This is a genomic window from Vibrio sp. 1-1(7) (assembly GCF_013048485.1).
GTDB classification, from domain to species: Bacteria; Pseudomonadota; Gammaproteobacteria; order Enterobacterales; family Vibrionaceae; genus Vibrio; species Vibrio fujianensis.
This window is the reverse complement of record NZ_VHSP01000002.1, coordinates 155,730-170,659: the sequence shown is the minus strand read 5'-3', so window position 1 is coordinate 170,659 and position 14,930 is coordinate 155,730. Positions and strand designations below refer to the sequence as shown.

The window sequence follows — 14,930 nt, the reverse complement described above, 5'->3', positions numbered from 1 at the left end:
CCCACAGTTGAAACAAACGGGGACTCGTCCCATCTTGCTTCTTTTTATCGTGAATTCATTTCTGCCTTGGTGAGTTGGATAAAAAGAGCGTGAAAATAGAGTGACATAAAAAAAACCTAAATGGAGTTAATAATGATGAAAAAGATTAGTGTAATTGCTGCTGCAGTGGCTGCTTCTTTAGCAGCGGGGTCTGCATTTGCTGTCGATTTTCATGGCTACATGCGTGCTGGCGTAGGGGTTAGCGCTGACGGTGGTCAACAAGTGACGTTTGAAAAAAATAAAATTGGCCGTCTAGGTAACGAAGGTGATACTTACGGTGAAGTTCAATTAGGCAAAGAAGTTTACAACAACAATGGTAAGACGTTCTACGTTGATTCAATGTTTGCGATGAGCTCTAACGGCTCTAATGACTGGGAAGGTACAGGTACCAACTGTGGTCTAGGTAAAAACGATAAAGGGGACGATATTGTTAATTGTGCGGATGATGCAGAGTTTGCACTACGTCAATTTAATGTACGTGCTCAAGGGGTATTAAATTTTGCTCCAGAAGCCACATTATGGGCTGGTAAACGTTATTATCAACGCCATGATATTCATATTTCCGACTTCTACTACTGGAACATTTCTGGTTCTGGTGCTGGTATTGAGGGTATTGAAGCTGGCCCAGGTCGCCTCTCTCTAGCTTGGGTTCGTAATGACCGAAATGATAATTTTAAATTGGGGGAAAATAAAAGTGGTGATACCCCTGACGTTGGCAACAACGGCGGCGCAGTCAATGTCAATACATTAGATGCACGTTATGCCGGTATTCCTGTTTGGGAAAATGGTTCTTTGGAAGTAGGTATGAACTACGCTTTAGTTCATGATACTGATGCGGCGTCACAAGCGGCTAAAGATGCTAAAAATGGCGTAATGTTAACGGCTGAGTTAACTCAAGGTCTTGCGAGTGGCTTTAACAAAACAGTATTGCAATATGGTACAGAAGGTTATTCTAAAGCGTTTGCTTTCTACGGTGACGGTAGCTGGTATGGTGCTGAAGCGAAAAAAGGCGCTAGTGGTTATCGGTTAATCAACTGGGGTGTGGTTGGCCTTGGCGATAGTTGGGAACTGGGTCACCAATTAGTTTATGGTGTAGGCGAAGAGATGTGGGATGGCCAGGATAAATGGAAAGCCATGTCTGCCGTTATCCGTCCGGTTTACAAATGGGACGACAATCACAAAACCATTTTTGAAGCTGGCTATGCTGTAGATGATAACGATGGTGCTAAAGATAAATATGGTAAGTTGACCGTTGCTCAAGCTTGGTCTGCTGGCTCAAGTTTCTGGGCTCGTCCTGAAATTCGTCTTTACGCCTCATATCTAACCAGCGATTATGATAATGATCGTAAAGTCTTTGACAGTGGTAAGTCAGATGACTCATTCCAGTTTGGTGTTCAAGCTGAAGCATGGTGGTAATGAGCAATAGAGATTAATTTACTGTCCTAATCAATACAGCCAGAGTTTCTCTGGCTGTATTCTTTCAGCCCTTATTAGATTCCGAGGTGAGAAAATGATAAAAAAATGGTTAGCACCATTATTAGTTGGGGTGTTAGTGACCGGATGTACTTCAACGGAACAACTGGATTTACAGCAAAACCAAAGTGCTGAGAAGTTTATTACTCACCTTGAAAACGTCTCTTGGAATGTCCTTGATATACCTACAGAGGTTGAATTCACGTTTAATCAGTCAAGTCAGCTCTTGTTAGATGGAAAGAGTGCAGGGCCTGTTGCCGGATTTATTATTCCAGGAAATAGAGGAAGTTTAGACATTTCTCTGGCGAGTTTTGTCTCTAATGATTTAAACGTTTATGCACCCACCGTGGTAATTCTTGATGGTCAAGGAAAAGAGATCTATAAGAAAACGTTTTCTGATTTTCAATATTATCCAGCCAAAATGCTAGATAATGATCAGTTCGTTACAACGTTTAATGTTATTCCTGATATGACTGGTCAAGAATTAAAAGTTCTTATTTATACAACTGCGGAAGATTTAGCCGGAACGAGTCAAATTTTGCATCCTGCTAAAGCTCATGCTTTAGCTCGACATACCCAGCCACCTGATATTGCTGACCCTTATGCAAACCATTCATTATCAGGACATTTACGCTTAACCATTACTGCGAATGATATGGTATCTAAACATATTGTTTCACAATCAGATGTGCGTCCTCAAGGAACGGAGTTGACACTTTATTATCATAGTGAAATTAAAAAAGCAGTAGAAGAAAATAATATTCCTAAAGCACTTGGGTTATTAGATGAAGCGAAAGCACTAGATATTAAAGATGCACAAGATGTTTTTATTAAAGCGATAAATACACAAAAATAATTCAATGCCAGAGATTTCTGGCATTTTTACTGAGATTAAAAATTAATATAATAGGCTAGATCACATTAGGTGATGATTTTTTTCTCTATTATAAATTAAAGTTTACTATTTAATTAATGGTATATAATACAAGAAGTTTGTTATTGATATTAAATAAAAAGTTAGTATATCTAATAAAAGGAATTAATATGAAACTACAAAAATCCTCATTGTTTATTGCGGTTATGATTGGTTTAATGGGATGTCAATCAACATCCGAGTCTAGTGTTGTAGAAGAAACAGTAACCAATTTATCGCCACAAGAGACGATAGACTTTATGTCCCGTTGTGATAATCCAGATAGCCTTGCCTCAGGCCCTATCAAACAGCCGCTGTATGTGGTTGGCAGTTTCCCTGATGCTGAATGGAAACATGTATCAGCTCGACAATATCATTATAAGGGAAATAACTTTTATCAAGCCGTGACGGTTGAAAAAGAAGGTGGTTATAAAATGCAGTATGCGACCGAACTTTGGTCACCACAATTTACCGCCAAAGGCCGACGACTTAATGTCGGTGAGTTAACAGAATTAACATTCGGTGGATATGGTACCGATACCATGGTAGACATTAAGCAAGCCGGTAAATATGTTTGGAGTCTACAGTTTGATGAAAAAGGTAAACCACTTAACGTCATGGTTAACCCTTGTAAATAATTATACCCTTTCTACTTGAATCTGCAGGGGGCTTGGCTACGTTTGTTCACCCTAACCACATCGCCTGTCTATGCTCATGGGGATGATGAGCGCCATCCGTGGCTCTTAACAAAGGCCAGCCTACGGTTATTCAAATTTGTTCCAGACAAATTTGTCACTCACTTGCCGTCGACCTGCAACGTCAAGTTGTTTGGGTATAGCCCTATTTCAACTCACTAAAATACAGTAAGGCTATTTTCATAGCTTGCTGTATTTTAGCTCTATTCGATTATTCCAATGAAAAATAAATTATATAAACGATTAATTTTAATATCAGCGATTAGCTTGATATTAATTGGTTGTTCTTCGTCTGATGATCAAGAAAATCCAGATACAAGTGGTGATTTAAAACATTATGCGTGCTCGACCCAAGTCGCAGAAAAAACTAATACATTAATGACTTATCAAATCATGGTCGAAAGCTTTGTCGATGGTGATCCCAGTATTGGCCATGGGACAGGGTATGGGACGAGCGACCATAACGGGGATTTACAAGGCATTATTGATGCGTTGGATTATATTCAAGCATTAGGCGTGAATGCGATTTGGTTGACTCCGATATTTGAATCTCAGCCGATAGCAGGACAAGATCATTGGGCTGATCGCCTAGATGCAACCGGCTATTTTGCGACCGATTATTTTAAAATAGATCCCCGTTTTGGGGATTTGGCCACCGCGAAAACCTTAGTGGATGAAGCGCATAAAAGAGGGTTATACGTTTTCTTTGATGGGGTCTTTGGCCATCATAAACAAGGCTTAATTAAACCTTCACCTTCTGGTTTACTGCCTGCGGGGGGAAATAACCCGGTTGATTACCCAGCAAGTTTGGCGTTTTATAAAGAAGTGGCAACTTATTGGATCGAACAGCTTCGTATTGATGGTTGGCGGCTTGATCAGGCTTATCAAGTCCCGCTGGCAGATTGGGTTCAAATTCGTCAAGCGGTTGAACAGGCTTCTCAACGCGTTACTTATATTAATGCCGATGGCGTTGCCGTCAATCCATTGGGGTATATGGTGGCCGAAGTCTGGAAAGGTGAATCTGACATTGCTCGTCAAGCTTATGGCGAAGCACAAACCCCAGCGCTATGCTCTGCGTTTGACTTCCCGATGCGTTATCGAATCGTCGAAACGCTCGCGGTCAATGAAAGTGGTGTCGGTGGAAAGGGGGCGCAATGGCTAAATAATGGATTTACGACACACGACCAATACCCCGTACACGCTCAGCCTAACCTAATGCTTGGGAACCATGATTTAGTGCGCTTTGGGGATTTATTGCAACGCGGTGGACTTGCTCAACCCAATGATGTGGATTATTGGCTGCGCCACAAAGCCGCATTTGCTTTCCAAGCCGCTTATACCGGGCCAATTACACTCTATTATGGTGAAGAAATTGGCGATCAAGTGGATGATTTTGCTGCGAAAGAAGATAACCAAACGTGCGCAATACGTGGTGTCTGTGACGATCATGTCGCTCGCAGCAGTGCAAAAATTGACGGCGTCAATGCAACGCTTGATGCAAACCAAATGGATTTAAAAGACTACGTTGCATCATTACTGGCACTACGAGCTAAGCATCCCGCCCTTTATCAAGGTTCTAGAACTCATTTACTTGCCGATGAAACCCGTTATGCGGATCTCAAACAATCAGGTGACGATCGAGTGTTATTTTTATTAAATACCTCTCAAGAAACCAAGCAGTTTTCTTTTTCTGTTGCAGAGCTTGGTTCCTCGGTTGAGCTTATTGACTTACTTGTTGACGGTACAAGCATTGCGCCTAGCCACGGTAATTATACGATTGTGATGGAGCCCTTACAGGCTCGTTTTTTACAGGTTCAAGCGACAAACTAACTCGATATGGCAACCTCTGTTTGTTGACGCTGAGGTTGCCGTATTGGTTTATCCTAAAGTCGATATTTTTACTTTGAAGATTGTTATCTCTGGGTATGTCATGTAGCCCAAATGATCAGTTGGGTGCGACGCTCTTTTTTCTTATTGAACCTACAACAAATTCTTGACGAGGAAAAAGGAGAATCGATTGGGGAATAGGTCGATATACAGTAAGCTTACAGGGAGTGAAATAAGGAATAAAACTCTATTCATGACAGTAATTCGACGACTTTGCTCGTGTCATTGTCGTTAGGTGGAACTTTGCTAGATCAAAAGAAACGATTGAATAGAGATGGAACCGTCAATAAAAAGAGATGATATGAATACCATTGGTATGGCAATTGGTGCGGCTGGGCTTTCTCTAATTCTAATTTTTGTTTGGATGATTTCATTATCGATCCGTAAAAAGCGTTTAGAAGAAGAGAGAAAAGCTCGGGAAGAGGCCTATCGCAAAGCACTCGATCGAATGCGTGAGCAAGAACGAAAAGAACGTTTGTTTAAAGCTGAATCCGGCCATGTACCGACTATCTTATATTTAGCCAAAGAAGCCGAGCGAACCAATTTAAAAGAAGCGCTGTTTTGGTATGAGAAAGCGGCGCAGTTAGACAATATTAATGGCATGTATGGTGTCGTGCGCATTTGTGAAAAAGCGCGTGATGACATGATCCTAAGAGGAAAGGCTAAGTTTTGGTGGCAATTTATCCGAGCCATTGAAGGGGATCTTAATGCGAAGTTTGAGACAGGGCTTGCTCTCATTTATGGCCGAGGGATTGAAATCGATGTGGCAAAAGGTCTTACTTTAATTCAAGAGGCGGCGGAAGCGAAGCACATTGAGTCGATTATCTTCATGGGTGAATGGTGTGTCTCGAAAGATAATATTGCGCCAGCCCCTCGTGATTCAACATTTTGGTTTACTAAAGCGGCCAAGTTGAACAGCCTTGAAGGCATGATGAAATTAGGCTTGAATTATCTACAAGGCGTCGGTGTTGCTGCCGATCACGGTAAAGGCTGCTATTGGCTAGAACGCGCCGCAGAAAAAGGCCATGCAGAAGCCATGTTTCACGCGGGTGAAGCGTGGATTGAACGTGGAACAAGCGGCAATGCGATTGCTTATATTTGGCTATTTCTGTCTGCTTTTTTTGGTTATCAGCCAGCCAAAGGGTTACGCGATCATATTGGTGGTAAAATTGGGGTCGATTCAGTCGTTGGATTACAGTCTTTAGCCAAACCGTTGCAGAAAAAAATTAGCGCCTCGACCGTGAATAAACATTCGATTATTCGGGCACTGAATAAGTTGTATAAACGAAGTGTCCCTGTGCCGAATAAAGGAGAAGTGCTTGAAGACGACGATATTCTTGAGCCTTTTGAGTCGGTTCTCGACGGTCATGACTTGGTGGATGAGCAAGAGGGGCAGCCTGAAGAGAGCCAAGAAAAATCCAGCCCTAAACCATTAGACTTTTCTCAAGCCGCAATGGATAAACATCAGTAACCATGATGGTTAGGTAAGAGAAGAAAACGGCTCGATTGGATCGGGCCGTTTTTTGTTTGAATAAGTAATATATTGATTATGCTTGGTTTTGTTTTGCTTGGCAAACTGCGGCGGTAAACACAACATCGGTTGAACTATTCAGCGCCGTTTCTGCTGAGTCTTGAATGACGCCGATGATAAAGCCAACCGCGACAACTTGCATCGCGACATCGTTAGAGATACCAAATAGGCTACAAGCAAGAGGAATCAATAATAGTGAGCCACCAGCGACACCCGATGCACCACAGGCGGATATCGCCGCGACAACACTGAGTAACAAGGCGGTCAATAGGTCGATTTGAATTCCCACCGTATGCACGGCGGCGAGCGTTAATACGGTAATGGTAATTGCAGCGCCACCCATGTTAATAGCGGCACCCAACGGAATAGAAACCGAATAGGTGTCTTTATCCAGTTTTAGTTTTTCACATAGAGCCATGTTGACCGGAATATTAGCCGCACTTGACCGGGTGAAAAACGCTGTCACCCCACTTTCTCGTAAGCATTGCCAAACTAGTGGGTAAGGGTTGCGCTTGATTTTTTGGGCGACGATTAATGGGTTTACGATTAAGGCAATAAAGAACATTGCACTGAGTAATACAGCAAGTAGCTGAGCATAACCGGCTAAGGCATTAAAACCTGTGGTGGCTAACGTCGATGTCACTAAGCCAAAAATACCAAACGGCGCTAAGCGAATAATAAAGCGAACAATTTGCGATACACCATGGCTAAGATCTTCAAATACTGACTTCGTGGTTGCCGAGGCGTGGTGAAGTGCTAGTCCTAAACCGATAGCCCAAGCAAGGATACCAATGTAGTTCGCCGACAGTAGCGCATTGACCGGATTATCGACCAATTTATACAGCAACGTTTGCAGAACTTCAGTAATTCCTTGCGGTGGTGTTGAACCTTCTATGCCTGAAACCAGAGTTAAAGTGGTTGGAAACATAAAGCTGAGTACAACGGCAGTCAGTGCAGCAGCAAATGTACCAAAAAGGTAAAGAATGACAATTGGGCGCATGTAGGTGTGTTGGTTTTTCTTTTGATTCGCAATCGAGGCGGCAACCAAAATAAAAACTAGAATCGGTGCGACTGCTTTTAGCGCGCCGACGAATAAATTACCCAGTAATCCTACTTTTTGTGCGTGTTCTGGTGTGAATTCGAACAAATGGCCGAGGAATTGTAATTTTGGTGCATACTTAGGCGAGAAATTCACCAAGGCAGTTTGAATTTGCTCTGGTGAAAAACTCGCTAAGGTTGCTAGTATTGCACCAGATAGGATCCCAGTTAAAATTTGTAGTACTAGATTCCCACGAGCAAAACGGGCAAAAATAGAGTTGCTTTGCATAGTTATCCCTGTAATGAAAATGAATTTATTTTATTTTTTCCAAGAAATGTTAGCCATCTGGCATAGAATCCCCTGCACCATCGTGTTTCTTGGATCGCTCTGTCATGCTGTGATTACGAGCTGTGCTCAGTAATATCGAGTGAACGAGGCAGCCAATATTAACGTTGCCAAACAATGTGTCTAGGTTTTATTGATAACAAGCATAAAAAATTACGAAGAAGAGTGAAATACAGCTCAAATCAATGTGAATGGATTGTGGTTTTTTCGAGAGGGCCAATCTTTAATGGTTGTTGGCTACGTTCTTTCACCCCAATCACATAGCCTGTCTATGCTCATGGGGATGATGAGAGCCATCCGTGGCTCTCATCAAAGGCCAGCCTACGGCTGTTCAAATTGGTTTCAAACAAATTTGTCACTCACTTGCCGCCTACCTGCAACGCCAAGTTGTTTGGGTATAGCGGGTATTTATCGCCCCCCCTTCTGATCAGTTAATGATGTTGCTGCATACTGCTCATCACCGTTTTTATCGGAGCGACAAATGAAAACGATTGACCGTCTTGCGTGGTTAATTGAAGCGTGATCTGCTCACCGGCAATAAACGGATGCTGAAGGTCAAATAACATAATATGAAAGCTGCCTGGCTTTAATGATAAAACCCCTTGTGCAGGTATTGTTAATTTATCAACTTGGCGCATTTTCATCACATCACCGTCTTTGATCATGTCGTGTAACTCAATTTTTCCTGCCGAAGGACTCGAAGCTGCGACAATATAACGGTCAGTTTTGCTGTGATTGATTAATGTGCCAAAAACGGCGCTGGTCGCAGCATTCGGTGGGGTAGCGCGCGCGTAAGGTTCTTTCATCATCAAACGATCTGCATAAGCGCTAGTATCTGTATAAGAATTATCATGTGTATAAGAACTATCATGCGCATAAGTATGAGCGGTGCATAAACTGGCAATTAAAATCAACAAGCGATATTTCATCGTGACCATCCTTTTTGAGTTATAAGCGCTTCAATGGCTGTGATAATCGGGGTGGGGGTATTGGTATGAGGAACTTGAGTGAGTAACGTGCCGTCAGGCTTTAGAAAATAAAAGTAGGAGCTATGATCAAGGGTGTAGTTTAATTCAGAATTTGGCAGATCGATTTTTTGCACGATGACGCCATATCGATCAGTCAAACGCTGAGTCTGAGCGAAAGGAAGAGCGAGACCTTCTATTTGCGGGTGAAAATACGCCGCGTAAATTTCCGTTGCTTGTGGTGTGTCTCTTTGAGGATCCAATGAGATAAAAATAGGGCGCAATTGTTGCAGAGCGGACTCGCTGAGCTGGTTGAGTGCTGCTCCTAGCATAGCCAGTGACGTCGGGCAGACGTCCGGGCAACGCGTAAAACCAAAATACACAATACGAATCCGCGAATCACGGGGGTCAAATAAATCTGCCATGAGCGGATGTTGAGTGTCAGCAGTTGAAGCGGCCTCTGGTATGGTTTTTTGCTGAGAGGTTTGTGTGTCCCAGTAGCTTTTTAGGCCAAAACCAAAAGCGAAAATGACCACGCAAAAAAGCGACCAATTTTTACTCATTTTTCCATCCTTACTGAAAGATAAACCGTAGTTTCCCCATCGGTTAATGTGCCTATCCAGGTCATATTTTGCATGGTACAGACGGGGAGCATTAATTGGCCGCTAAACGAGTGTCCGGTGCTTCTGGTGAGTAGAAACTTGACCGTCCCCATCTCCATTTCCAGCCCTTGTAGAGTGAGCGTTAATTGCTGAGTTTGAGATGTTGGCCAATCGACCATCAGTGTCGTGCTTACAAGTGGCTGTACCGTATCTTGCGTTAATCTCATCGTTACGCCTTGCTGCTGACAAGGTTTACTGGTAACAGGGCAATAGTGCTGATTTTGTTGTTTGGCCTCCGATGAAAAATGCTGCGTTAGATCGCTGGCGTAAAATCCGGCAAGCAGAGCAAGAACAGCACAGAGTAGCTTGATCACCATTGGCATCGTACTGGTATCCATGACAATAAATACAGAATGTTAACATAGTGGAAATAGGCGTAAGCGGTGAATAAGAAAGAAGTGTGTCACGAGTCAAACTCTGAGCGGTTTTCCCTCGCCGCCCCGGTGCTGATAGCGGCGAGAGAAATGCAATGTCCAGCCTTTAGCGAGTGCGAGAGGCAAATTTTTCTAGCCCAAGGACAAGAATCATTGCACCAAGCATAGCGAGTATAGCAAGGCTTAAATGAGCTGACTGAGCGGTAAGGGATTCATAGTCAAATGGTGATAAATTTTGTTGAATGAGTGGCACTTGCTCGCCGTGGGAGTTGATTCTCCAACTGAGGGTTTGTTTCCAAGGCCAAATTTTAGGTAAGGTTCCAAGCATGAGTCCGGTTAGAAAGGTGAGCGTTACATCTCGGTAGTGCTTTAGTAGCCAAGACAATAGATGAGAAAAGCTCGTCAGTCCAATAACACATCCGACAAGGAATACGCTCAAGATATCAATTTGTAATGTTTTAATTGCGTTCAGTATTGGGGTGTACATACCAAGGAGTAGTAAAATAAAGCTGCCCGAAATTCCCGGTAAGATCATGGCACAAATGGCGATACTGCCAGCGATAAGTATATTGAGATGAGTGATCTCCATATCGATAGGTTTAAGGACGGTAATCGTATAAGCTAGCAGCACACCAATACCAATAGCGCACCAGCGGGATAAGCAACGCTGGTGAACTTGTTGTAACATATGCCACACAGAAATGAGAATTAGACCAAAGAAAAATGCCCAAGTTGGAATCGGATGCGTGGCTAATAGCCAAGAAATAAACTTAGCTAAACTTATGATGCTTGTGAATATCCCACCAAATAATGCGAGTAAAAACCCCCCATTAATATGCTGGAAAGTTGCTTGAATACCTCGTTGTTTCCAATAGAGGATAAGGCTTGGGTTAATGCGTCGGATACTTTCCAGTAAGGTGTCATAAATACCTGTAATAAAAGCAATTGTCCCACCAGATACGCCCGGAACAACATCAGCTGCTCCCATGGCGATTCCTTTGAAAAAGGTACTTATATAATTCATTGTACACCTAACATCATGTTAAATAACAAGTCGCGCAGTATAGCAGACATGGTTTTGAAAGTGTTGTACAGATTATTGTGAGCCCTTGTCTTATCTGTGACTGCGGTTGTTTGGATTTTCAGTGTTTTTTTTGCATTTTGCAATTTTATTTTGCAATTTACTCACTGGCATCCGAGGTGAATTACAGGATGGATTCGCGTTGTGCCTTTATTAGGATAAAAATAAAAAAGAGTAATAGCGCGTTATTAGTGTAATTTGTGTTTTTTTCTACTAATTGTTGATGATTTTAATGTTGATCTAAGCGATAAGTGCTAAAAGTATTTATTTTTTCTTATTTTTTATAAATTGGCACGTTAAGTGCTTTATGTTTGTTGACCCTTACTAAAGCCGAGGGTCACCTAGCCAACTGACGTTGTTAGTGAATAGAAATTTGTTCACACATAATATAAGCCAATCGACCTATTGCGATTGGCTATTTTTTTATTCGTGCGAATTTATATAACTTTCCTACTTCAATCTGCAGAGGTGTTGGCTACGTTTGTTCACCCCAATTACATCGCCTGTCTATGCTCATGGATGATGAGAGCCATCCGTGCTCTCACCAAAGGCCAGCCTACAGCTGTTCAAATTTGTCACTCACTTGCCGCCTACCTGCAACGCCAAGTTGTTTGAGGATAAACATCAGTTGAATGCTGGTAATGAGAGTTGGTCTACTCTGTACAAATTTGATTTCGACCATTAGCTTTTGCACGGTACAAGGCTTTATCTGCTCGGTAGAAGGTTCGTTGGGTATTTTCTCCAGGACGATGCACCGTGATACCGACACTGACCGTTAGCCTTCGATCCCCTAATATCGGTTGCCAATCAACATCGGCAATCCGTTGACGGAAGGCATCAGCGTGTAAAGCTGACTGCTTTAAGGTTTCACCTTCTAAAATGATCAAAAACTCTTCTCCACCAAAACGGATACAAGAAGCGGGATAGTGCTGGAAATAGTCGGTTAATGTTGTTGACACTTGGACAATGGCTTTATCTCCGACTAAATGGCCGAGATCATCATTAATCGCTTTGAAGTGATCAATGTCGACCACAAGGAAAGCAAAAGGCGTAGCATGGTGAATAAGTTCTTTCAGTTTGATCTCTAGCCAGCGTCGGTTATGCAATTGAGTTAATGGGTCGGTTAATACATCTTGTTGCAGTTGGGCGACCGTATTCTTTTGATGTTCAGTGGCTTCTTTGAGTTCTCGATTCTCTTGTTCAGAGACAATCAGTTTGAGCTGAGGTTCGAAACGAGCAAGCCGTCGTAATTGAGTCGCTCCTAGATCACCGATCGGAATCGATTTGATCAGGGTCGATTCGATCTTAAATCCTTTTTTTTCATAGTGGAGTGCAAGAGCGTAATTACTTTGGCGAGCACAGACATCACTGAATGCAGCATAAAGACTTTGTTCTAGAATTGAGACATTTTTTAATAAAGGGATTCGCCTTTCCGCTGCGCTCAGTAACATATTTGCAATATGGATTTTATTTAGCTCCAGCAAACAGTAAGCTTGTTCAATTCGTACCATATTGAATAGCCAGATTGAGTGAATATTCCCCTTGATATACTGCACATTAGTTAGTGTATGAATCGCTTTTTCAAGTTGATTTTGCTGACGATATAATTTGGCCTGATAGAGTGATATTTGCCCAATTAACGTTTTGTTAGTGGCGAGAGCGCTTAAGGTTTCACATTCGCTGAGCAGCGTTTGTGCTGCGGAGTATTGGTTTAACTGCAAGTGGCAAGCCAGCATACAGAGTTTATAGCGTAAACGTAGTGAACGGCTACTTAATGCACGGTCGAGTGCATCGACTTTTTGGTAATAGCGCAAAGCACGTTTGTGATCCCCATACGCATCACATAAATTACCCATCCCTAGCACGGCTTGAGCATAATCATCAATATAGCCATGCTCAACCGCTAAACTTGAGCTAGAGACGTATTCGTTTAGTGCAGCGGTATACTCCCCATATTCGACTAATCTATCGCTCAGACTTCGTTTTATATGCAGAATGAGCTCAATATTTTGGCTGGTTGATAACAAAGCGAGTGCGCTACGTAGCTCTTGGATGCTGTTGGCGATGTGTTTTATTTCTGTGTAATATTCTGCACTGAGAGTGAGACACAGTGCTTGTTCCTCGGGACTACTGGCAATATTTTTTTCAACATGATGCCAAAAAATCACCGCTTCTTCGCCATTCACTGACGTGACATCCAACCCTGCTTTCTGGATTTTATTCAGTAGCGCTTCCATGATGATTATCCTGTTGTTGAACGTGTTCCAGCTGCTCTAAAGTAAAAGGGAAACTTAAAATAGTTTGCAGTGTGATGACGGGCAGAGAATCGCTCAATCCTTTACGCTGCCATGGGTAAATTTGAATCATGTTAGCGACGGTTGCTTTGAGTTGTTCGGCACTTTGCCCAGTTTCTGCTAGCAGTAAACCGAGTTGGGTCGGACTTAAACGTGAAAGTAAGTCGTGCTGTGTGCAAATGGTATGAATAAGTTCGGTACAAATATCGAGATAATGTGGCTCGTCATGGTGGATCACCATGACAGAATGTTGGCAATGTTGTAGTTCCGCTTTAAACATCATTAATTGTTCCCACCAATCGTTTTCTGCTACAACATGCGAGAGCTGTTTTTCAGGATTATATTCATAGTGGTTACGGACGCGTCGAATCAGTTTGTGAGCACGTTGTTCGAGTTGACGCTTGGAAATGTGGGCGCGATCAAGCCCGAGGCGAAAAGTTTGCTCTCGTAACATTGATAGGGAAAAACGGCGATATTTTTTAAACGCAATCAGGGCTTTTTGGTGATCGCCTTGTTGTTCAGCAACCCGCGATTGCTGCAAACAAATTTGTGATAACAATTCCCCATTATCAAATGTTTGTGCTGATTGTTCTGCACAGAGTAATAACTCAGTGGCTTTGTGATGATTTTTACGCAGTAGCTCAAGCCGTGCTCGGCTGATATAAGAGTGCGCTTTCATCCATACTAGATTATGTTTTTTGGCCAGCTCATGAGCCCGTTTTGTCGCTTGCTCTGCATCTTCTAATCGCTCTAACCCGAGCAGCGCCAAGCCTCGGAAGTCCCAAACTTCGGCTTGCCATGTATTATCGGTGTGATCGCGTAAAGCTTCTTCGGCCCCATCTAACACAGAAAGCATCTCTAAATATTGCTCGAGTAAATAGAGATCCCAGGCCCATAAAATACGGGCTTTACCTTCCAGCCAATGAATTCGAGTTTTGTTGGCAACACTGACCGCCAATTCATGTGTACAGCAAGCAAGCGAATATTCATTGGTTATTCGCCAGATATTTCCTAAGCCAATTAAACTTTCGATGATGATTTCGATCTCATCGGTTAAAGAGGCCTGTTCTAGTGCATTAATCCAATATTGTTGAGCGGTGTAGTACTTTGCTTGTCCCCAAAAATGGAGTGCATGGATATGCAGGATCTCGGGTAGGTATTCATCACTCTCAAGACTATGTTGATACTGAAGAGCTTGCTTAATGGTCTTAAGGCCAAATCGATAATCCATTTTGCACCAAGCACCGCGCGAGATCAGAATATGAGATTGCAAAATACCATCAGAAAAATTCAGTTGCTTGGCTTGTGCTAAGCATTGCTCCGCAGCGGATATCACTTGTTGAGGGTCAGATTCTAGACGGCTTTTTAATTGTTCAAGCTCAAGTTCAAGAATGTGTTGATGCTTATCCAAATGGTTGTCCTTGCCAATATCTCGCTGATAAAGAGGCCAAATTTGCTAGGTGCCGACAGGCATGGTGAGCGGACTCAAGTACAAATCTAAGCTTAGTGTTATATGACAATAATTTAGGTTTATTTACCACTGGTTATCACAGTTATTGATCTTGGTTCACATTTTTAATTGAGAAATTTGAAGTTAATTTATGCCTGCCACTTTTGTATGGCCAAGGGCAG

12 protein-coding genes are annotated in these 14,930 nt (G+C 42.5%); 5 read left to right on the top strand and 7 right to left on the bottom strand.

Translation table 11 applies throughout. From position 1 onward, the window contains the following. Nucleotides 1–135 precede the first annotated feature (135 nt). The 5 genes from FKN05_RS08910 to FKN05_RS08890 all read left to right on the top strand — a co-directional run bounded on the left by FKN05_RS08910 (nucleotide 136) and on the right by FKN05_RS08890 (nucleotide 6,478). Complete coding sequence (locus tag FKN05_RS08910; protein ID WP_170887551.1) at nucleotides 136–1,455, top strand: maltoporin; 1,320 nt, start codon at nucleotides 136–138, stop codon at nucleotides 1,453–1,455. 97 nt (nucleotides 1,456–1,552) lie between these two features. After that, on the top strand, nucleotides 1,553–2,368 hold the full coding sequence (locus FKN05_RS08905; RefSeq protein ID WP_170887550.1) for a MalM family protein: 816 nt from the start codon (nucleotides 1,553–1,555) through the stop codon (nucleotides 2,366–2,368). 188 nt (nucleotides 2,369–2,556) lie between these two features. Beyond that, entirely contained in the window at nucleotides 2,557–3,063 is a 507-nt protein-coding gene (locus FKN05_RS08900; protein ID WP_161430698.1) for a glycosidase, read from the top strand. 276 nt (nucleotides 3,064–3,339) lie between these two features. Beyond that, nucleotides 3,340–4,950, top strand: coding sequence for an alpha-amylase family glycosyl hydrolase (locus FKN05_RS08895; protein ID WP_170887339.1), 1,611 nt, complete (start codon nucleotides 3,340–3,342; stop codon nucleotides 4,948–4,950). Between the two features lie 358 nt (nucleotides 4,951–5,308). Beyond that, nucleotides 5,309–6,478, top strand: a complete 1,170-nt coding sequence (locus FKN05_RS08890) for a tetratricopeptide repeat protein (RefSeq protein WP_099610940.1) — start codon at nucleotides 5,309–5,311, stop codon at nucleotides 6,476–6,478. A gap of 76 nt (nucleotides 6,479–6,554) precedes the next feature. On the opposite strand, the gene sstT is transcribed toward FKN05_RS08890, so the two are convergent. From sstT to FKN05_RS08855, 7 genes are all read right to left on the bottom strand, one after another. Then, complete coding sequence (sstT, locus tag FKN05_RS08885; protein WP_099610939.1) at nucleotides 6,555–7,865, bottom strand: serine/threonine transporter SstT; 1,311 nt, start codon at nucleotides 7,863–7,865, stop codon at nucleotides 6,555–6,557. Between the two features lie 488 nt (nucleotides 7,866–8,353). Continuing rightward, nucleotides 8,354–8,851 (bottom strand): copper chaperone PCu(A)C, encoded by a 498-nt coding sequence (locus FKN05_RS08880; protein WP_161428075.1) that lies wholly within the window; start codon nucleotides 8,849–8,851, stop codon nucleotides 8,354–8,356. Then, nucleotides 8,848–9,450, bottom strand: a complete 603-nt coding sequence (locus FKN05_RS08875; RefSeq protein ID WP_170887338.1) for an SCO family protein — start codon at nucleotides 9,448–9,450, stop codon at nucleotides 8,848–8,850. Before FKN05_RS08875 ends, FKN05_RS08880 begins: the two co-directional genes overlap by 4 nt. After that, nucleotides 9,447–9,887 carry a hypothetical protein gene (locus FKN05_RS08870; protein WP_170887337.1) on the bottom strand — a complete coding sequence of 147 codons (441 nt, stop codon included), beginning with the start codon at nucleotides 9,885–9,887 and terminating at the stop codon, nucleotides 9,447–9,449. Before FKN05_RS08870 ends, FKN05_RS08875 begins: the two co-directional genes overlap by 4 nt. Nucleotides 9,888–10,029: 142 nt before the next feature. Then, nucleotides 10,030–10,947 (bottom strand): polyprenyl-phosphate transporter, encoded by a 918-nt coding sequence (locus FKN05_RS08865; RefSeq protein WP_161428072.1) that lies wholly within the window; start codon nucleotides 10,945–10,947, stop codon nucleotides 10,030–10,032. A gap of 710 nt (nucleotides 10,948–11,657) precedes the next feature. Further along, on the bottom strand, nucleotides 11,658–13,241 hold the full coding sequence (locus FKN05_RS08860) for a GGDEF domain-containing protein (RefSeq protein WP_170887336.1): 1,584 nt from the start codon (nucleotides 13,239–13,241) through the stop codon (nucleotides 11,658–11,660). Continuing rightward, complete coding sequence (locus tag FKN05_RS08855; RefSeq protein ID WP_099610932.1) at nucleotides 13,222–14,709, bottom strand: tetratricopeptide repeat protein; 1,488 nt, start codon at nucleotides 14,707–14,709, stop codon at nucleotides 13,222–13,224. Before FKN05_RS08855 ends, FKN05_RS08860 begins: the two co-directional genes overlap by 20 nt. Nucleotides 14,710–14,930: the final 221 nt, after the last annotated feature.

Coding starts and splice junctions, on each gene's coding strand:
- FKN05_RS08910 (WP_170887551.1), top strand. CDS start 136: ATGAAAAAGATTAGTGTAATTGCTGCTGCAGTGGCTGCTTCTTTAGCA.
- FKN05_RS08900 (WP_161430698.1), top strand. CDS start 2,557: ATGAAACTACAAAAATCCTCATTGTTTATTGCGGTTATGATTGGTTTA.
- FKN05_RS08895 (WP_170887339.1), top strand. CDS start 3,340: ATGAAAAATAAATTATATAAACGATTAATTTTAATATCAGCGATTAGC.
- FKN05_RS08890 (WP_099610940.1), top strand. CDS start 5,309: ATGAATACCATTGGTATGGCAATTGGTGCGGCTGGGCTTTCTCTAATT.
- sstT (WP_099610939.1), bottom strand. CDS start 7,865: ATGCAAAGCAACTCTATTTTTGCCCGTTTTGCTCGTGGGAATCTAGTA.
- FKN05_RS08880 (WP_161428075.1), bottom strand. CDS start 8,851: ATGAAATATCGCTTGTTGATTTTAATTGCCAGTTTATGCACCGCTCAT.
- FKN05_RS08875 (WP_170887338.1), bottom strand. CDS start 9,450: ATGAGTAAAAATTGGTCGCTTTTTTGCGTGGTCATTTTCGCTTTTGGT.
- FKN05_RS08870 (WP_170887337.1), bottom strand. CDS start 9,887: ATGGATACCAGTACGATGCCAATGGTGATCAAGCTACTCTGTGCTGTT.
- FKN05_RS08865 (WP_161428072.1), bottom strand. CDS start 10,947: ATGAATTATATAAGTACCTTTTTCAAAGGAATCGCCATGGGAGCAGCT.
- FKN05_RS08860 (WP_170887336.1), bottom strand. CDS start 13,241: ATGGAAGCGCTACTGAATAAAATCCAGAAAGCAGGGTTGGATGTCACG.